The following is an 18109-nucleotide window of genomic DNA, read 5'->3' as shown; positions in this document are numbered from 1 at the left end:
GGAGGCACGCTCAGCGCAGCACTTGCGCCGCGATCACCGCTCCGATGGCCGAGTACGCGACCGGGAGTGCCTGAGCGCTGATACGCACGTCGCCGCCCTCGCTGCCGAGCCGGTCCGCCGTGCGCGCGCCGATCACCGCGAAGAGCCCTGAGATGAGCCCGCCGAGCGCGCCGCCCTTGGCTCCGGCCGAGGCGCTGAGGGTGACTGCGGTCAGCGCACCAAGAGCCGTGGCCGCTACGACGCCTGCCGCGATCCCGATCGGCTTCGCGCCGCCGCCGACGAGCGCGGAGCAGAGGACCGCCACGGCCGCCGCGAGCGCGCACGCCCCGGCGAGCGCCGAGTCCTGCCGCTGCGCGACGAGGTACCCGGCGGGCAGCACGGTGAACGCCGCACCGGTTACCGCAGCGGCGAGCGCTTCACTGCGGTGCCGACCGGCGCCCGTGTCCTTGCGAAACAGCTGATCTGCCGCGAGGAAGATGAAGCCGACGCCGAGCGCTGCGCCCATCGCGGCCGGCGCCCGGTCCGGGACAAGTCGGTACGCGAGCGCCGCGGCGGCCAATCCGATCGCCGCGACGAAGACTGTGGTGCGGCGCGCGTTGGGCGTGCCGACCGTGCGCAGCCAGCCGACGGCGACACCGATCTGACTGAGCCCGACCACGATCGCGAGCACGGGGGTGGCGACGAGTGCGGTTATGCCGGTGACGACGGCGAGGCCGGCCGCACCGAAAGCTCCCTGGCCCGGGGTCGCGGAAGATTTCTCGCCAGACGTGACGGGGCCGCGATTTTCTTCGGCGGAGGGCGCGAATTCGGGCGCAGATTCACGTGGCGGGTATTGAGATACCGCGGATTCGGAGAGAGGTTCGAAATCGGTTTCAAGATCCGCGGCGTCTACCGCGACGGCCGCACGCTGATCTTGAGCGTAGTAATCAGATTCGCGGTAATCAGAGTTCGCCTCGTAATACGGTTCCTGATCGGACGTGTACCGATCTGACGCGTACTCATCCGCTGAGTATTGGTCCTGGGCATGCTGGTCCTGGGCGTATTGATCAGGCGCGTATTGATCGGGCGGGTATTGCTCACGCTGCGCCTTGTTCCACACCTGCGGGTCCCAGCCGAGGCCGGATTGTTCCCACTGTGCGTCGTAGTACGCAGGCTGAGGCTGCGGAAGTGCTGGTTCGGGTTCCTGCGCAGGTCTGCGACGCCGACCGCGCCCTTCTGAGGGCGGTTGCTCGCCTGCGCCGTCGTAGCCTTCGTGGCCCTCGTACTCATAGCCGTAACTCATGGCGGGTCGGCTCATCCCCCCGCGAACGGGGGCAGGATCTCGACAACGGCGCCGGGATCGAGGCGGACCGACTCCGGGTCGCGCTTGCCGACCTGCTGCCCGTCGACCAGGAAGGAGCAGCGCTGGAGCACCCTGGCCAGCCGGTCGCCCGCGGCTCCGCGTTCGGCCACCGCGGCGGAGAGGGCCGCGCCGAGCGTGCCCGCGCGTGTCTGCTCCTCAGAGGTACCCGCGGCCTCACGCGCGGCGGCCCAGTAACGCAGGGTCGCCGTGCCCGTTGCTTGCACCGGCTTCACTCCCTCCCTGTTTCGGCGTGCGCCAGAGCAACGGTACCCGGGTGGCGGTGTTAGTCACACGCGGATGCGTTCGTGCGCGTCGGCGGGTCAAGCAACCTGTTCACGCCCCCTAGCGCGACACGTGCGCGATAACGAAGCGAGAAAGGTTCGTCACCCCGCAGACATACCCCGTCCATGTCGGCTATCCTGCGTGCAGAGGATCCGGGCGATGAGGCCACTGGATCCTTCGTGTTTTTTACGAGCACGTTACACACGCCTCACTAGTCGGCTCTGCAGTGCGGGCGCCGGCACGGTTGCCGAAACACGATGAACTCCGTCGTGTTAACGCAACCACCTATCCGGCACCCGCGCGGCACGGCGGAAGGAGCACCACCCATGGCCACCCTCCTCCTGTTGACCAACGCTCTTGCTCCTTCAGCAGAAGTGCTCCCCGCGCTCGGCCTCCTGCTGCACACGGTGCGCGTGGCGCCGGCCGAGGCGTCCGCGCTCATGGACACTGCGCCCGCAGACGTGCTTCTGGTCGACGGCCGCCGCGAGCTGCCCGCGACCCGATCGCTGTGCCGGGTGCTGCGCACCACCGGCCTCGACTGCCCGATGCTGCTGATCACCACGGAGGGCGGACTGGCTGCGGTCACCGCCGAGTGGGGCGTGGACGACGTGCTGCTGGACACCGCCGGGCCGGCCGAGGTCGAGGCCCGCATCCGGCTCGCGGTCGGCCGCCTCGCCGCCGCTGCGGGCACCGAGGACCTGCCGCTGGAGATCCGCAACGGCGACCTGACGATCGACGAGGCCACGTACACCGCGCGGCTGCGCAACCGGGTGCTGGACCTGACGTTCAAGGAGTTCGAGCTGCTTAAGTACCTGGCGCAGCACCCCGGCCGGGTGTTCACGCGGGCGCAGCTGCTCCAGGAGGTCTGGGGCTATGACTACTTCGGCGGCACACGCACCGTGGACGTCCACGTGCGACGCCTGCGCGCGAAGCTCGGCGCGGAGCACGAGCAGCTGATCGGTACGGTGCGGAACGTCGGGTACCGGTTCGTCAACCCGGAGAAGCGCTCGGACCGCGAGGCTGTACGCGTCTGAAGCTGTACGCAGCCGGGGTCGCGCATAACCTGACGATGTGACAGAGACGAACGAGGGGCCACAAGGCACAGCCACACGCTTCACCGAGGCTCATCGAGCCGAGGCGTTAGCGCTGATACGTGCGGTAACCGAAGCCGATGGCGTCTCGCCGATCTCCGAGAGTGGTCGCCTCGCGCTGCTCCACGATGGCCTGGACGAGCCGCATTTCACCCGTTACGAAGGCGGGAGGCTCGTCGGCTATCTGTACCTGGCGCCGCCCGATGCAGACCAGAGCCGGACCGCGGAGCTGTGCGTCGCGCCGGACTCACGGCGGCGCGGGATCGGTCGCTCGCTCATCGAGGCCGCGCTCGCCGATACCGCAGGGATGTTGCACGTCTGGGCGCACGGCAGCCTGCCCGGCACCGAACAGTTCGCCGCGCGGCTCGGCTTGACCGCGGTCCGCGAACTGCGGCTGATGGAGCTGAAGTTGGGCGGTGCCTCGGCACCCGACCTGACGCCGCCGCAGCCGCCCGAGGGCGTCAAAGTGGACACCTTCCGGCCAGGCGAGGACGAGGACGCGTGGCTGGCACTCAACGCCCGCGCCTTCGCGCACCACCCGGAACAGGGGTCATGGACGCGAAACGATCTCGCCGAACGCGAGGCCGAGCCGTGGTTCGATCCGGCCGGCTTCTTCCTCGCCCGTTCCGCCGAAGGGCTGATCGGCTTCCACTGGACCAAGGTGCATCCGGCGGGGGCCTACGGCGCGGGCCGGGTCGGCGAGATTTACGTGCTCGGCGTGGATCCGCAGTCCGGGCGGCGCGGGCTCGGCCGACTGCTCGCCCTGGTCGGATTACAGCATTTGGCGCAATCAGGACTAGAAAACGTCATCTTGTATGTAGATGGCGACAACACACTGGCCGTACGGTTGTACCTGTCCCTAGGCTTCGGCAATCGGGCCGTGGACACCATGTACGAACGGCGCGGCTTGGCGGCGTAGCACTCTTCCCACTCGCCTCCACCGCCCCAAACCGGGATTGTGAGCCCTGGTTCGGTCGCCCGGTGTCCCTCCGCTCGACACCCGCAGTTCACCTTTACGTGCGAGAGTTTGGATCATGGAACCGGCCGCCGACCTCCCCCGCTTCCTCGACCGCGAATCCTCCTGGCTCCAGTTCAACAGCCGGGTACTCGAGCTGGCCGAGGACAAGGAGGTGCCGCTGCTGGAGCGGGCCAAGTTCGCCGCGATCTTCGCCAACAACCTCGACGAGTTCTTCATGGTCCGGGTGGCCGGGCTCAAGCGCCGCATCGCCACCGGCGCCGCCGGGTCGACCGCCTCCGGTTTCACCCACCGCGAGGTGCTGCAGCGGATCTGGGCCGAGACCCGCGTACTGATGACCAAGCATGCGCAGATCTTCCAGGAGCAGTTGCGCCCGGAACTGGTGCAGCAGGGCATCGAGATCCTGCGCTGGGGCGACCTCGACGCGACGCAGCAGGAACAGCTTTACGCGCTCTTTCGCGAGCGGATCTTCCCGGTACTCACGCCGCTGGCCGTGGACCCGGCGCACCCGTTCCCGTACATCTCCGGGCTGTCGCTTAACCTCGCCGTGCTGGTGCGTAACCCGGTCACCGGTAACGAGCACTTCGCGCGCGTCAAGGTGCCGCCGCTGCTGCCGCGCTTCGTGGAGGTGAGCGACGGCCGGTTCATGCCGCTGGAAGAGCTGATAGCGGTGCACCTGCCGCACCTGTTCAACGGCATGGAGGTGCTCGGCCACCACACCTTCCGGGTCACCAGGAACGAGGACGTCGAGGTCGAGGGCGACGAGTCGCAGAGCCTGCTGGAGACGCTGGAGCGGGAGCTGGTGCGGCGCAGGTTCGGCCCGCCAGTGCGGCTCGAGGTCGAGGAGACCATCGACCCGACGGTGCTCGAACTGCTGGTGCGCGAGCTGGGCGTGAACGACAACGAGGTGTTCCGGCTGCCCGCGCCGCTGGATCTCACCGGCTTGTTCACCATCGCCGACGAGGACCGGCCGGAGCTGAAGTTCCCGCCGTTCGCCACCGCGCTGCACCGGGATCTAGCCGACTACGAGACGAACTCCGCGATCGACGTGTTCGCGGCGATGCGACAGCGCGACATCCTGCTGCACCATCCGTACGACTCGTTCACCACCTCGGTCCAGGCTTTCCTCGAGCAGGCCGCGGACGACCCGGACGTGCGTGCGATCAAGATGACGCTGTACCGCACCAGCGGTGACTCGCCGATCGTGGACGCGCTGATCGATGCGGCGGAGGCCGGCAAGGAGGTGCTGGTCCTCGTCGAGATCAAAGCCAGGTTCGACGAGCACGCCAACATCGTCTGGGCGCGCAAGCTCGAACAGGCCGGTTGCCATGTCGTGTACGGCCTGATGGGTCTCAAGACGCACTGCAAGGCTGCGCTGGTCATCCGACTTGAGGGCAACCGGCTACGGCGTTACGCGCACATCGGCACCGGTAACTACAACCCGAAGACGGCGCGCCAGTACGAGGACCTGGGCCTACTGACCGCGGACCCGCAGGTCGGCGAGGACCTTACGCACCTGTTCAACCGGCTCTCCGGCTACTCGCGCACGATCTCCTACCGCCGCCTGCTGACCGCGCCGAACGGGCTGCGCGAGGCGCTGATCGAGCGGATCGACCGGGAGCGGGAGAAGATGGCGGCCGGCCGCCGCGGGGCCGCCAAGTCCGCGCGGATCCGGATGAAGATGAACTCGCTGGTGGACGAGGCGATCATCGACGCGCTCTACGAGGCCTCACAGGCGGGCGTGAAGATCGACGTCGTGGTGCGCGGGATGTGTGCGCTGCGCCCGGGCGTGCCGGGGCTGTCCGAGAACATCAGAGTCCGCAGTGTGCTGGGCCGGTTCCTGGAGCACTCGCGGATCTTCGTGTTCGGGCAGGAGGCCCCCGCGTCGCCGGCCGGCCGCGTCGTCGGCGAGCCGCCGGAGGTGTGGATCGGATCGGCCGACATGATGCACCGCAACCTGGACCGGCGGGTCGAGGCCCTGGTGCAGCTGACCGATCCGGCGCACCGGCGCGAGCTGTCGAGGATGATCGACACGGTCTTCGAGGAGGACGCGGCCTGTTGGGAGCTGGGCCCGCTGGGTGACTGGACCCGCCGGGTGCCGCCGGACGGCCTGCCGCTGCGTGACATCCAAGAATCCTTCATCGAGTCGCGTAACCAGCTGCTCGCGGCGCGACGGGCAAGGATGGGCTGACTGGTGCGCTCGGGGCGGCTGAGGAGCACACAACGCGGGTGGGGTGGCACGTCAGAGGGGGAGACGCCGCATCGAGGCACGCACAGCAGGCGTGTGCGGTACGCGGCGCAGCCAGGCAATGCACTCAGGCGGCGACTCAGCGGGGGTCTTGATGACTGAAGCGCAAGCGGCACAGCGCGTCGGCGCGCAGCGAGGCGAGCGGGCTGCACAGCGGCCGGGCGAGCAGAGCATCGAGGAGCAGCCGGAGGGGGCTGCAGCCGCGCATCCTCCGGCCGGGGCGGTTCATCCCGTCCCGGCAGCTCTCGACGTGCTGCGCGGCTACCTCAGCGCCCAGAGCACCGCGTTCCTGACCCAGCTACCGCGGCTGCGCGACGGCAAGCCGGAGGCGTCGCACCGGATTCGTGTCGCGTGCCGTCGCTCCCGGTCGCTGCTGCGGACATATCGTCCCCTTATGGACGGCGAATGGGCGGACCAGCTGGCGGCGCGGATCGCCGAGTTCACCCAGATCGTCTCGCCGGAGCGGGATGTCGAGGTGGTCCGCGCGCAACTGCTCAAGGCACTCGACGGATTGGCTGACGAGTCGTCGGGTGCGGTACGAGCCCGAACGCTGCTTGATCGAATGCTGCATCGCGAATACGCAGTGGCTCACGAGGCGACTCTCGCGGCGCTTGCCGGGCCGCGGTTCCACGCGCTTGCGGATCAGTTGGCGATCGCTCCCGAGACGATGCCGAGTAAGCCGGAGGCGCGCTCGCCGGCGCCCGAGGTGCTCTACCCGCTTGTCGCGCACTCTTTCTCGGTGGTCGAACGCCGAGTCGCAGCGCTGCCGGACCCGCGCAAGCAGAATGCGAAGGAACTCCTGGTAGACGATCCGACCGACGAGCTATGGCATCGCCTGCGTATCGCCGCCAAGCGCTGTCGCTATGCGGCCGAGGTGTGTGTGGCGGTGGCTGGGCAGCCTGCTGCGCAGCTTGCGGAGGCGATGGCTGTGATCACGGAGGAACTCGGCGCTCAGCAAGACGCGAGCGTTGCGTCGGCCGTCCTGATACGCGCCGCGCGGACACCACGCATAGCCGCGCCGACGGGTTTCGTGCTCGGTCGGCTGCTCGGCGAATCGCGCGCCGCGATCCTGCGCTCTCGGCTGGCTTTCCCCACGGTGTGGCGTCAGGCCGCAGACCCTGGTCTGCGCGCGTGGCTGGAAGGGTAACGACTCAAGGCGATGGCACTGTCGCACTCCCGCCCGGCTGTCACCTCGGGTAAACCGGTGCACGCTGCCGGGGCTGTGTTGTGGCGCCCGGGGCCGACCGGCCTTGAGGTGGCGGTGATCCACCGTCCCCGCTACGACGACTGGTCGCTGCCGAAGGGAAAGGTCGATCAAGGTGAGCACACGGTGCTCACCGCGGTGCGCGAGGTCTTCGAGGAGACCGGGCGGCGGGTGGTGCTCGGCCGCAGACTGCCGTCGATCAGTTACCGCGTCCTCGGTGGAACCAAGCGGGTGCGGTACTGGGCGGGCCGGGCGCTGCCGGAGAGCGACGAGGACGCCGCGTTCCAGCCCAACCACGAGGTGGACCAGATCGACTGGCTGCGACCGCAAGCAGCGCTGGATCGCCTGACCAGACCGCTCGACGCGACCGTGCTCGCTTCCTTCATGCGCGCGAGGGTCGACACGGTGCCGATCGTGCTCCTGCGCCACGGCACGGCCGAAAAGCGAGGCCCGGAATACCCCGACGATCAGATCAGACCACTCGCGGCGACGGGGCACTGGCAATCGGAAATCCTGTCCACGGTGCTGCCGTGCTTCGGAGCATTGCAGGTCATCACATCGCCGGCAGTGCGATGCGTCGACACGGTTCGGCCGTTCGCACGAAAACAGCAGACGATCATAAATACCGAGCCGACGCTCTCTGAAGAGGCACACGCGGCCGATCCCGCGGCAGCCGCGTCATGGCTGCGTGCCCTGATCAGGAAGGGCGAGCCTGCGCTGGTTTGCTCGCACCGGGAAGTGCTCGACAGCATGCTGGCGGCGGTGCTCGATGAGGCCGCCGAGGAGCAGGCGGCGCCTCGGTCGATGAACGGCCGAGCGTGGTCAAAGCGGCAGGTTGACCGGCTGCTCGGCGCGGATCGAAGCGGCGGGCGGCTTAAGCCGGGCCGCGCCTGGATCCTGCACGTGACCCCTGAACGAGGCGAGGAAGAAGCGCCGCGCCTGGTCGCGGTAGACCGGTTAAAGCCATGACATTCGGGGCGCGATCGGGCATTGGCGTGGATACGTGGTGGTACTGAGTACTCGTCAGATGATCGGTCGTGAATACCGTGACGGGAACAATGGTTGCTCGTTGGACTGACTGAGACCGCATGTCGCAGCTACTGCTTCAGGAGTCCGCATGCCCGGCACAGTCCTGTATGACGGCAAACGCTCGACCACGGAGACCTGCGCCGCGCCGCAGACCACGGACGCGTACCGCGCGCCGGCCGAGACGCTGCACGCGCTGCACGGCCTGGTTGCCATCGCGAACGGGCCCGACTACTGCCTGTGCGGCCGCACCTGGCCCTGCGAGAAGCGCACGGACTGACGGCCGCCATCCGCGCGCGGACCGACCACCAACGCCTAGCACACAGTCCGACCTTCCGATTATCGGTTCAGGTAATCGGATGAACCCACGAAGCCGAGTGGGGACAGCCCGGGGAGCTCCGTTGGGGGCGTCCGATCCGGGTTGCCCGCTGCAGCCTGGGCGGAGCTGACGAGTTCGAACCGGACTGCGTCAACTGCTACGAGCCGGTGGAGATTGCTTGCGCGTACGATCCGGGCTGCTCGCGTTACTACAAATCCGGACGGAGCCGACGCGTTTGACCTGGATTGCGTCGACTCCTACGGATCTGGACGAGGTTACTTGGGTGCCTGGCTCGGGTTGCTCGCGCGCGGGCCGAAAACGGCAGCCGCGATGGCCGTGAGGTCCGGGTCCTCTGGCGCACGCGGGCCCGAGTGCCTTCCGTGGCCACCTTCGCCGTTGTTGCCGTTGCCGCCGCTCCCATCGGCCGCGATGCTCCTGCCACCACCACCGCTGCCGCTGTTGCTGCCACTGCCACTGCTGCCGCCACTGCGACCGCCGCTGCCGTCGCCACCGATGCCGCCGGCGGGCATGAGCGCGCCGGCCGGGCGGCGGGAATTGGCGCGTCCGGCGGGGAGGGCCTTGCGCTCGATGAACGCCAGGGGCAGCTCGTCTTCGCCTGCGTCGTCTTCCCCGGCCGCGGCCGCCGAGGATTCGGTCATCGCGCGGTCCGTGTATACCAGCGGGCGCTCGTACTCGGTGACGATGTGCTTGACCACCTGCACGTCGCCGTTGACGTCCCAGACCGCGATGCCCGGCGAGAGCGTGGGGATGATCTCCACTGCCCATCGCGGCAGGCCGAGGACCCGGCCGGTGGCGCGTGCCTCGTCCGACTTTTGCATGTAGATCGTCCTGGTGGAGGCCATCTTCAGGATTGCCGCGGCCTCCTTGGCGGCTGCTCCGTCCACCACGTCGGAGAGGTGGTGGACGACCGCGACGAACGAGAGGCCGAGCCGGCGGCCGAACTTGAGCAGCCGCTGGAACAGCTGCGCGACGCTCGGCGAGTTGATGATGTGCCAGGCCTCTTCGACCAGGAAGATGCGCTTGATGCGGTCCGGCCTGATCCAGGTGTGCTCCAGCCAGACCCCGACGATCGCCATCAGGATCGGCATGGCGATGGAGTTGCGGTCGATCGTGGAAAGGTCGAAGACGATCAGCGGGGAGTCCAGGTCGATGCCTGTGGTGGTCGGGCCATCGAACATGCCGGCCAAGTCGCCGTCGACGAGGCGGTCGAGCACCAGCGCCACGTCCAGGCCCCAGTCGCGCACCTCGTCGATCCCGACGTTCATCTCCTCGGCCGCCACGGGCTTCGGTTCGCGCAGCGCCTCGACGATGTCGTGCAGGATCGGCTGCTCACCGGCGCGCAGCGAGTCGGCACGCACGGTGGCGTGTGCGGCCTTGAGCGCGTAACCGGATCGCTCGTCCAGCGGATGCCCGAGTGCGACCTCGATGATGGTGCGCAGCAGCGCCAGCTGGCCGGTGAGGGTGATCGCGGGGTCGAGCGGATTGAGCCGGACCCCGGAGCCGCTGCGGTGGTGCGGGTCGAGCCGGATCGGGGTGACCCCCATCGCCTCGGCTATCCGGTTCCACTCGCCGACGCCGTCCTCGCCCTGCGCGTCCAGGACGACTACCTGGCGGTCCTTGAACCGCAGCTGGCGTAGCACGTAGGTCTTTTCCAGCGAGGACTTGCCGTTGCCGGACTCGCCGAGGACCAGCCAGTGCGGGGCGGGCAGCTGCTGGCCGTAGAGCTGGAACGGGTCGTAGATGTAGCCCTTGCCGCTGTAGACCTCGCGACCGATGATCACACCGGAGTCGCCGAGCCCGGGGGCGGCGGTCGGCAGGTAGATGGCCTCGGCCTGGTTGGTCGAGGTGCGCACCGGCAGCCGGGCAGTCTCCTTCTTGCCGAAGAGCACCGTGGTGAAGGCTTCGGCAAGCAGGTCGGTCAGGCTTCCGCGGGCCATCGGCTACCTCCGCACGCCGGTTGCGAATGGCAAGGTATTGAGGAAGGCGCGGTGGTGTTCCCGGTCGCACCATTCGAGCTTGAGGAAGGACTTGCCCGCGGACGCGCGAATCGTGCGCTTGTCCCTGGACAGCGCCTCCGGCGAGCGCGAGGAGACGGTGATGTAGCCGACCAGGTTCACCCCGGCCGCGCCCGCGGCCAGGTCCTCGCCGCGCAGGTCGACGCGGGAGGAGTGGGCTCGCTCGCGCGGGTCGTCGATCCGGCCGAGCTTGGCCTGGCGGCGGTCCTCGGCGTCGACGTTCACCTTCTCGGTCAGCATCCGCTCGATCGCGACCTCGGTCGGCTCCAGGTCCATGGTCACCGCGACCGTGCGGATGACATCCGGCGTGTGGACCAGCAGCGGCGCGAGGAAGTTGACCGTCACGGGCGTCAGCGGCCACTCGCGGATCCAGGCGGTGGCGTGGCACCACGGCTCGCTGGTGGCCGACTCGCGGGTCTTGGCGCGCAGGAACAGCGGCGAGGAACCGTCGAACTCGGCCGGCCAGGCATCGCGTTCACCCATCGCGTCCGTGTGGTCGATCGGGTGCTCGGGGTCGTACATGGAGTGCACGAGGGAGGAGAGCGCGGGCACGTCCAGCGGCCTGCGTACCTTTATGTCGGCGTCGGCCAGCCGTGCGCAGATGTCGGTCAGTTCACGCACCATGATGACGCAGAGGCCGTGGTCGGCGTCCGCACCTCCGGCCATCACTCGCGCCTCGTTGGCTAGCTCGCGGGTGTAGGGCATCGACGCGGTGAGGTACGCGCGGTGCTGCTCGCTGGACGTGGAGACCATCGAGAGCAGATGGTCGTACGAGTCACGCAGCCACTGTGCCGCCTCGGGATTGCCGCGCTTGAGCACGTCCTTGGCATGCGCGTCCGGATCGGCCGGCAAGGTGCGGGCGAGCATCTGAAGCCGGGTCACGAAGCCGTCGCCGTTGGCCACGTGCCGCAGCAGTGTGCCGAACCGGTCGACCAGCGCCTCTTGGTCCTCGGCGTCGCGGGACCCGACGCCGGGTCCCTCGATCTCCAGCGTGCAGGTGACCATGCTGCGGTCCAGGTGCATCAGCACCGCGAGCTTGTCCGGGCCGAAGTTGGCGGTCAGCCAGCGCACCCGGCCGATGCCGGGCGGGGTCGGGATCGGCAGTTCCAGGCCGCCGAGCCGGGTCCCCGCCTCGACTGCGGCCGAGGCGTACCGCGCGCTGCCGGAACGCAGCAGGCGCCGGTAGCTGCGGTCAATCTCGAACCAGCGGTACAGCGTGCGCTTGCGGTACGGCATGAAGATCACCGCTGCGCCGGCGGCCGGCAGCCCGATGATCATCAGAATCTTGAGGAAGAGGGTGGGAACCACGAAGGCCGCGATCATCGCCAGCGCGCAGGCGACCACGAGCACGGCCAGTTCGCCGGTCTCCCGGTTGCGCCCGACGATCGCGTTCGGCTTGGCCTTGCCGATCAGGAACGAGCGACGGCGTTCGAAGCCCTCTGCCGTCACGCCGATCCTCCGCGTCCACCGTCAGCAGCGCCGCGGGCACCTCGTACCGCATCCGCACCGCGTCCCCCACCGTCGCGCGGCAACACGGGCGCGGGCGGCGGCGGGGAGGGCGGAGGCGGCACCGGTGGTGTTCCGCCACCTGAACCCGCGCCACGCGTGGTCGTAAGCCGTACGGCCGCGCGCGCACCGTGTGCCGCGACACCTGCGGTCATGCCCAGGGCTGCGACGGCCGGGCCGGCCATCGGGTTGGCGCCGATCGGGCTGCCGCTGCGGCCGGCGTGCGCGGCGATGCCCTGCCGCATCCGCGAGGCCGGGCCGTCCATCGAACCCGCCGCGGCTTCGGCCGGGGCATCGGCGCCGCGGGCGCTGTTGATGGCGAGCATGTCGTCGCCGAAGTTCGGCACGAAGCGGAAGATCAGACCGGAGGCGAAGATCGAGAGCAGCATGATGGCCAGGCCGGAGAGCACCGAGCCGAAGGAACCCTGGCCGGTGTTGCCGCCGGAGATGGCGGTGGCTAATCCGAGCACGATGACGATCACCGGTTTGGCGAGGTCCACTGCGATCATCATTCCGGCCCAGCGCCTGATGTGGTGCCAGAGGGACTTGTCCACCAGGCCCGCGTAGACGGCAGCGGCCAGAGCGGCGCCGACGTACAGCATCGCGGCCCGGATCAGCAGCTCGACCCAGAGCACCGCGGCGGCGATCATGGCGATGATGGAGATGAAGATCAGCAGGATCGGACCGCCGCCGAGGTTCGCGGTCTGCCCGTTCGGCGGATCGAGGGTGTTGGCGAAGGAGGTCAGGAAGTTGTTCGTGTCCTTCGCGGTGCCCGAGCCGATCGCGCTGGTCACCGAGTCGGTCACCCGGACCATGCCGTAGAGGATCACCGGCGTGAACGCGGACGCGCCGACGGCGAGCCAGAGGTAGCCGGTGGCCTGGGACAGCGCCGTCACGATCGACTCGCCGTGCACGGCCCGCTTCACCACCGCGAGCAGCCACAGCACCACGGTCAGGATCGCGGAGGCGGCGAACACGATCGCGTACTGGGTGAGGAACCCCGAGTTGGTGAAGTCGACGTTGGTGACGCCGTCGACCACCCCGGAGACCGCCTTGATGACCGAGGCGGCCGCCTGTGCGCAGTCGTGCGCGATCGAGCCGACCGGGTCGGAGAGCAGCGAGGCGGTCGAGGCGCCGCCGGTGCCCCCGCCTCCGTTGGCGTTGCTGTTGGTGCCGCCGGAGCCCCCGCCGACCAGGGTGCGGGTGTTCTCGCAGGCCTGTTTCAGCGAGCCGGACAGCAGCGCGCAGGCGTCGCCGGCCGTGTGGATCATCGAGCTAGCGGGCATAGCGCAACCCCCCGAACTGGTTGACTGCCTTCTGCAGATCCTGGCCGCCGGAGACGACCTGCTGGCCGCTGGTCGGCACCGGGCCATCAGTGGAGGCGAACGAGACCCACTTCCAGTCGCCCCCGGTCCAGCGCAGGGTGACGGTGATCGTCGACCAGTTCTCGACGACCGGGTGCGTCGACCCCTGACCCGCCAGGCCGGAGAGGGTAACGGTCCAGACCGAGACGGTCGCGTCGTTGCTGCTGCTCTTGACCAGAGTCACGCCGACCGGGGCGCTTCGCTGCACGAAGGTCTGCCCGGAGGGCGGTACACCGTCCGCGGACAATCCCAGGCTGTTGTCGACCTGCGTGTACGCCGTGTCGAGTTGGGTCTGCAGGTCGGACGCTATGGCCGGGTCCGCGATCGCGTCGATCAGCTTGTGCCGCTCGGTCGGGTTGATCATCGCCGAGGACGAGTACGCGACGACGTAGTTGGCCGCGGCCGACTCAGCGCCCCTCGCGGTGTGTGGGTACCCGATCGGCACGCCGTCGGCGGTGTTGCCGGGCAGGCCGCTGCTGTCGAACTGTGAGGTCACCGGGCCGGCGGGGTTCGTGGCGGGGTTCGACGCGTTGGAAGCCCCGGAGGACTGGTCGGCCGTCGGTGAGCCACCCGAGTGATGGGTGCTGCGGTTGACGATCGTGATGGCGGCGACCAGGGCGACCAGCGCGGCCAACAGGACGAGCGGCCGGCGGCCGCGGCCTGGCCTCGGCTCGTCGTCCCGGTAGGGGTCGGGCGGCAACTTGACACGCGTGCGCGCTTCGGGCGTGCTCTGCGCAGTGTCCAATGCGTATGACCCTCGATCGGCTCGGCTCCAGGGGCGGGCCATCAGGCCTCACCCCTACTGGATATGGAAACCAGTGTCACCGGAACCGGCACCGGTTGAACCGCCGTACACGCCAAAGAGGCGCCGCGCGTCAGCCGTTGGGACCCTGAACCGATACCGGGGCCGATTCTTGGGCCGATCCCCGTGCTGGTCCTCGGGCCGATCTGAGCGCATCGCGCTCGGGCCCGCAGGTGGTCCTTCGCGTGCGCCGCCCACCCCGGCGCCACTCGCCGCGCCGCCGCCTTAGTCACGAGTCAGATCGCCATGCCGTAGACGATGGTGAACAGCGTGCCAAGCGAGCCGATGATGAAGACGCCGGTGAGCCCGGCCACGATCAGGCCCTTGCCCTGCTCCGCGCTGAAGGAGTCGCGCAACGCGGTCGCGCCGATGCGCTGCTTGGCCGCGCCCCAGATCGCGATGCCGAGGCAGAGCAGGATGGCCGCGGCCATGATGACCTCGATCATCACGCGGGCCTGTTGGCCGACCTTGCCGAAGGGGCCCCAGTCCGGAGCAATCCCCCCGATGATCGTATTGATGTTCCCGCCGCTGGCCGCAGGCAGCAGTGTGTGCCACTCGGCGTGGGCGGGCAGTGTCGTAAGGAGAGTCAGCACGCTGCACCCCCGGGGTCCTCGGGTCGGTCGTTGTCGTCCAGTGTTGCCAGTATGGGGGTGTTTTGTGAACTCGAACAGGAGCACGTGGTTCTGAAGTGCGAAGACTGACGCGCCATCACCACCGCACCTATCATAGGGCTCGCCGCCGCGCCTGTACCTGGGACGCGCCAGCCTGAACGACCTGGGCGCTTTGCGGCACGATGTGGAGGGGAGGCAAGCGCGATGCCAGGACGCCGTTGGATCTGGATCCTGACAGGCACGCTGCTGGTTCCCTTCCTGATCGTCGGTGCGGTAGCGATGGTCGCGGTAGGCGTCAGCGGCTCGGAACTCCAGGCGGCGCAGGCCTCGCTGGCGACCGGTACGGTGCCCGCCGCGTATGCGTCCCTGATTGAGAGCGCGGGAACGACGTGCTCCCAGCTGAGCGCGCCACTGCTGGCCGCGCAGCTCTACCAGGAGAGCGCGTTCGACCCCAAGGCGGTCTCGCCCGCGGGCGCGGAAGGCATCGCCCAGTTCATGCCGGGCACCTGGCCGAACTGGTCGTCGCCGCACGATGGCGACGGCAAGCAGGACATCTTCAATCCGGCCGACGCGATCCCGGCCGCGGCCCGCTACGACTGCGCGCTGGCCAGGCAGGTCGCGAAGACGCCGGGTGACCAGATCGACAACATGCTCGCGGCGTACAACGCGGGTCCCGGCGCGGTTCTCGCGGCCGGTGGCGTGCCCGCGATCGCCGAAACGCAAAACTATGTGAAGAATATCCGTATTCTGGAGAAGGCGTTCAGCGCGCCCTCTGGCACCGTCGCGACGAGCGACGTCGCGGTCCGTGCGATCGCCTTCGCATACGACCGGCTCGGTACTCCGTACTTGTGGGGCGGTACCGGCACCGTCGCAGAGCACGGCGAGTTCGACTGCTCCGGCCTGACTCAGGCCGCGTACGCGAGCGTCGGCGTGAAGATCCCACGTGTCGCGGCGGACCAGTGGTATGCCGGCCCGCACGTGCCGCGCAACCAGCTGCGCCCCGGTGACCTGGTCTTCTTCGCCTATGACGTGAACGATCCGTCGACGATTCATCACGTGGGCATCTACGTCGGCGGCGATGCGATGATCGACGCGCCGCACACCGGCGCGACGATCCGCTTCGACCCGGTCGACAACTTCGGCGGCTACATCGGCGCGGTACGCCCCTACGCGCAGGTACCGCAGTGGCCGGTGGGTCAGAGCACGACAGGTGCGGCCGGCGCTACGTCCTGAGGGCCCGCACCGTCGCGAATGCCGCTTATACGGACGAATGCGTGCCCTGCTCGCGCGCTTCGTGGACCCTCAGTGCACGACCTTGACGGCTGGCGCGAAGCCCTCGGCCAACTCGGTGCGGGCACGCCAGCCGGTCGCGGCGTGGAAGGCGTCTGACGAGATGCGCAGCGAGCGAGCGTTGACCTCGGCCTTCGAGCCGAGGAACGCGCGGGTCAGGCCGGAGACGAAGCGCGCCGAGCCGTCCACGCCGGCCGCCGTGGCCAGCGCCCGCGCCCACTCGCTCCGGTGCACCGGCTGGGCGGCGACGTTGTAGACCCCGGTCGGGGCGGCCAGGGCGGCGACCACCGCGCCCGCGGCGTCCTCGATCGTGATCGGCGAGACGTAGCCCTCCGGGTCTCCGAGGAGCACCGGCTTGCCCTTACGCACCCGGTCGAGTTGCCAGTGAGTGAGCGCATCGTCGCCGTAGAACGCGCCGAAGCGGAGCACCACCGCGAAGCGGTACTGGTCGGCGAAGCCCATTGCGTTCTCGCCTGCAGTAATCGAGGACCGGATCATCGGGTGATGGTCGAGCGGCGACTGCTCGGTAATCCACTCCTGGCCGGCGTCGGCGTACACGTACGCGACAGATTCCTGGATCAGTCGCAGCGCGCCGCAGTCGGCTGCGGCCTTGGCCAAGACGGCGCTGCCCTCGGAGCGGATGCGGTCGTTCTCCCGCCACGATGAGCGGCGCATGAACGCGGTACCGGTGGGGATGTGCGTGGCCAGATTGCACACGACATCGTGCCCTTCGATGGCCGCGCGCATGGCATTCGCGTCGAAGAGGTCCACCTCGACCGCGTTGGCGCCGAGCGTATGCAGGGCTCTGCGCTTATCGCTGCCTCGAGCTATCCCGGTGACCTCGTGACCACTGGAAACGAGCCGCCGGACCGCCGCGGTTCCGAGCACACCGGTCGCTCCCGCAACGAACACTCGCATCCGTCAGCACCCTCCTGGTCGCGACCGGTTCTCCCGTAACCATCCTCCATCCGGGTCGTTGGGGAGGACGAATCCGGAAACGGATCATCCGTTCGGTCTACATGATGAATCCAGTACCCGAGGTGGCCAGAGTGAACGCAGCGGCGGCAAACGGATGGGGGCGCTCGGCGGCGCTTCGGCTCAGTCTGCTCGCGCTGAGCGCCGGTGCGGTCGCGGGGGCCGCTTCGGCCTGCTCCGCGGCTCCGGTGAGCGTCGCCTCCGACTCTGTCGCCGCGGTGCGCAACGCCGCCGCCGACGCCGCTAAGATCCACAGCGCCAAGGTCGCCACCTCGGTCACCATGAGCGTGGGCGCGGCGAGCCGGCAGTTCACCGGTCTGGGTGAATTCGACTTCGACCGGCAGATCGGCGCGATCGTGCTGCAGACCCCGCAGAGCCCGACCCCGCTCGACGAGATCATCACCCCCAGCACGCTGTACCTGCGCCTGTCCGGCGGCGACGCCAAGTGGAAGATGGTCGACGCGACCAAGCTGCCCGACGGCGACCTGATCAGCGCGGGGTACACCAGCCCGGTCTTCGACTTCGCGCTGCTGCGCGGGGTGAACGGCGACGCCGTGCACTACGTCGGGGAAGAAACGGTGCGCGACACCAAGGTGACGCACTACGCGGGGACGCTGGATCTGACCGAGTCGGCGAACCAGGCACAGAACCCGATCAAGGACGAACTGCTCGCCGCGTCGCGCTCCTTCTCGGACAAGAGCGTGCCCTTCGACGCCTACCTCGACTCCGCGGGCCGGGTTCGCCGCGTCGTGGCGCACTTCGCGTTCCCCGCCGAGGCGCCGCAGAAGGGCGACGTGCAGATCGCCGCGACCACCGACCTGTTCGATCTGGACCAGCCGGTGACCGTGGCCACCCCGGCAGCACCGGACCTGGCGGTCACCGCACCGAGCCCGTCCGCTACGCACAAGCGGTCTTAACCAGTCGCTCGCCGCACGCTCAACTCCGGCTTTACCGTGCGGAGCACCTGCGGCCTCCCCTCCCAGGCCATGCGGACGGCCTTACCGAACTAGGCGGGCTACCGCCGGGTATGACCCTTC

Annotated in this window: 16 protein-coding genes; 8 read left to right on the top strand and 8 right to left on the bottom strand. The window is 68.9% G+C overall.

The genetic code is table 11. The annotated features are described in order from the left end of the window. Positions 1 to 10: 10 nt before the first annotated feature. Positions 11 to 1282, bottom strand: a complete 1272-nt coding sequence (locus tag VFA06_RS18540; RefSeq protein WP_324841874.1) for a hypothetical protein — start codon at positions 1280 to 1282, stop codon at positions 11 to 13. A gap of 11 nt (positions 1283 to 1293) precedes the next feature. Then, positions 1294 to 1566, bottom strand: coding sequence for a MoaD/ThiS family protein (locus tag VFA06_RS18535; RefSeq protein WP_324841873.1), 273 nt, complete (start codon positions 1564 to 1566; stop codon positions 1294 to 1296). Positions 1567 to 1950: 384 nt separating this feature from the next. On the opposite strand from VFA06_RS18535, the gene VFA06_RS18530 reads away from it, so the two are divergent. The 6 genes from VFA06_RS18530 to VFA06_RS18505 all read left to right on the top strand — a co-directional run bounded on the left by VFA06_RS18530 (position 1951) and on the right by VFA06_RS18505 (position 8449). Then, the gene (locus VFA06_RS18530) at positions 1951 to 2658 is read left to right on the top strand and encodes a response regulator transcription factor (protein ID WP_324841872.1); all 708 of its coding nucleotides are present in this window, start codon (positions 1951 to 1953) and stop codon (positions 2656 to 2658) included. A gap of 37 nt (positions 2659 to 2695) precedes the next feature. After that, positions 2696 to 3634: a mycothiol synthase gene (gene mshD / locus VFA06_RS18525; protein WP_324841871.1), complete on the top strand. Its 939-nt coding sequence runs from the start codon at positions 2696 to 2698 to the stop codon at positions 3632 to 3634. Positions 3635 to 3749: 115 nt separating this feature from the next. Continuing rightward, a complete protein-coding gene (locus VFA06_RS18520) occupies positions 3750 to 5882 on the top strand; it encodes an RNA degradosome polyphosphate kinase (protein ID WP_324841870.1) in 2133 nt (710 codons plus the stop codon). A gap of 151 nt (positions 5883 to 6033) precedes the next feature. Beyond that, on the top strand, positions 6034 to 7086 hold the full coding sequence (locus tag VFA06_RS18515) for a CHAD domain-containing protein (RefSeq protein ID WP_324841869.1): 1053 nt from the start codon (positions 6034 to 6036) through the stop codon (positions 7084 to 7086). A 12-nt stretch (positions 7087 to 7098) separates the two neighbouring features. Then, entirely contained in the window at positions 7099 to 8112 is a 1014-nt protein-coding gene (locus VFA06_RS18510; protein WP_324841868.1) for an NUDIX hydrolase, read from the top strand. 148 nt (positions 8113 to 8260) lie between these two features. Further along, positions 8261 to 8449, top strand: a complete 189-nt coding sequence (locus VFA06_RS18505; RefSeq protein ID WP_324841867.1) for a hypothetical protein — start codon at positions 8261 to 8263, stop codon at positions 8447 to 8449. A 314-nt stretch (positions 8450 to 8763) separates the two neighbouring features. Here VFA06_RS18505 and VFA06_RS18500 read toward each other — a convergent pair whose 3' ends face one another. From VFA06_RS18500 to VFA06_RS18480, 5 genes are all read right to left on the bottom strand, one after another. Continuing rightward, positions 8764 to 10446 carry an ATP-binding protein gene (locus VFA06_RS18500; protein ID WP_324841866.1) on the bottom strand — a complete coding sequence of 561 codons (1683 nt, stop codon included), beginning with the start codon at positions 10444 to 10446 and terminating at the stop codon, positions 8764 to 8766. A 3-nt stretch (positions 10447 to 10449) separates the two neighbouring features. After that, complete coding sequence (locus tag VFA06_RS18495) at positions 10450 to 11979, bottom strand: SCO6880 family protein (RefSeq protein WP_414639931.1); 1530 nt, start codon at positions 11977 to 11979, stop codon at positions 10450 to 10452. Beyond that, positions 11970 to 13301 (bottom strand): hypothetical protein, encoded by a 1332-nt coding sequence (locus VFA06_RS18490; protein ID WP_324841864.1) that lies wholly within the window; start codon positions 13299 to 13301, stop codon positions 11970 to 11972. Before VFA06_RS18490 ends, VFA06_RS18495 begins: the two co-directional genes overlap by 10 nt. 4 nt (positions 13302 to 13305) lie before the next feature. Further along, the gene (locus VFA06_RS18485) at positions 13306 to 14139 is read right to left on the bottom strand and encodes a hypothetical protein (RefSeq protein WP_324841863.1); all 834 of its coding nucleotides are present in this window, start codon (positions 14137 to 14139) and stop codon (positions 13306 to 13308) included. 293 nt (positions 14140 to 14432) lie between these two features. Then, positions 14433 to 14741: a hypothetical protein gene (locus tag VFA06_RS18480; protein WP_211464882.1), complete on the bottom strand. Its 309-nt coding sequence runs from the start codon at positions 14739 to 14741 to the stop codon at positions 14433 to 14435. A gap of 270 nt (positions 14742 to 15011) precedes the next feature. Between VFA06_RS18480 and VFA06_RS18475 the strand changes: the two genes are divergently transcribed. Next, positions 15012 to 16040, top strand: coding sequence for an NlpC/P60 family protein (locus tag VFA06_RS18475; protein WP_324841862.1), 1029 nt, complete (start codon positions 15012 to 15014; stop codon positions 16038 to 16040). 69 nt (positions 16041 to 16109) lie between these two features. Here the strand turns inward: VFA06_RS18475 and VFA06_RS18470 are convergent, their stop codons facing one another. After that, positions 16110 to 17015: an NAD(P)-dependent oxidoreductase gene (locus VFA06_RS18470; RefSeq protein ID WP_324841861.1), complete on the bottom strand. Its 906-nt coding sequence runs from the start codon at positions 17013 to 17015 to the stop codon at positions 16110 to 16112. 101 nt (positions 17016 to 17116) lie between these two features. Here VFA06_RS18470 and VFA06_RS18465 point away from each other — a divergent pair, with 101 nt between their 5' ends. Next, positions 17117 to 17989, top strand: a complete 873-nt coding sequence (locus VFA06_RS18465; protein ID WP_324841860.1) for a hypothetical protein — start codon at positions 17117 to 17119, stop codon at positions 17987 to 17989. Positions 17990 to 18109: the final 120 nt, after the last annotated feature.

This window comes from Actinocrinis sp. (genome assembly GCF_035653575.1).
Classification (GTDB): Bacteria; Actinomycetota; Actinomycetes; order Streptomycetales; family Catenulisporaceae; genus Actinocrinis.
This window is presented reverse-complemented; position numbering and strand designations above follow the sequence as displayed.

Excerpts from the sequence above, each read along its gene's own strand:
- VFA06_RS18540 (WP_324841874.1), bottom strand. The coding sequence starts at position 1,282 with ATGAGTTACGGCTATGAGTACGAGGGCCACGAAGGCTACGACGGCGCA.
- VFA06_RS18530 (WP_324841872.1), top strand. The coding sequence starts at position 1,951 with ATGGCCACCCTCCTCCTGTTGACCAACGCTCTTGCTCCTTCAGCAGAA.
- VFA06_RS18520 (WP_324841870.1), top strand. The coding sequence starts at position 3,750 with ATGGAACCGGCCGCCGACCTCCCCCGCTTCCTCGACCGCGAATCCTCC.
- VFA06_RS18515 (WP_324841869.1), top strand. The coding sequence starts at position 6,034 with ATGACTGAAGCGCAAGCGGCACAGCGCGTCGGCGCGCAGCGAGGCGAG.
- VFA06_RS18510 (WP_324841868.1), top strand. The coding sequence starts at position 7,099 with ATGGCACTGTCGCACTCCCGCCCGGCTGTCACCTCGGGTAAACCGGTG.
- VFA06_RS18505 (WP_324841867.1), top strand. The coding sequence starts at position 8,261 with ATGCCCGGCACAGTCCTGTATGACGGCAAACGCTCGACCACGGAGACC.
- VFA06_RS18500 (WP_324841866.1), bottom strand. The coding sequence starts at position 10,446 with ATGGCCCGCGGAAGCCTGACCGACCTGCTTGCCGAAGCCTTCACCACG.
- VFA06_RS18490 (WP_324841864.1), bottom strand. The coding sequence starts at position 13,301 with ATGATCCACACGGCCGGCGACGCCTGCGCGCTGCTGTCCGGCTCGCTG.
- VFA06_RS18475 (WP_324841862.1), top strand. The coding sequence starts at position 15,012 with ATGCCAGGACGCCGTTGGATCTGGATCCTGACAGGCACGCTGCTGGTT.
- VFA06_RS18470 (WP_324841861.1), bottom strand. The coding sequence starts at position 17,015 with ATGCGAGTGTTCGTTGCGGGAGCGACCGGTGTGCTCGGAACCGCGGCG.
- VFA06_RS18465 (WP_324841860.1), top strand. The coding sequence starts at position 17,117 with ATGATGAATCCAGTACCCGAGGTGGCCAGAGTGAACGCAGCGGCGGCA.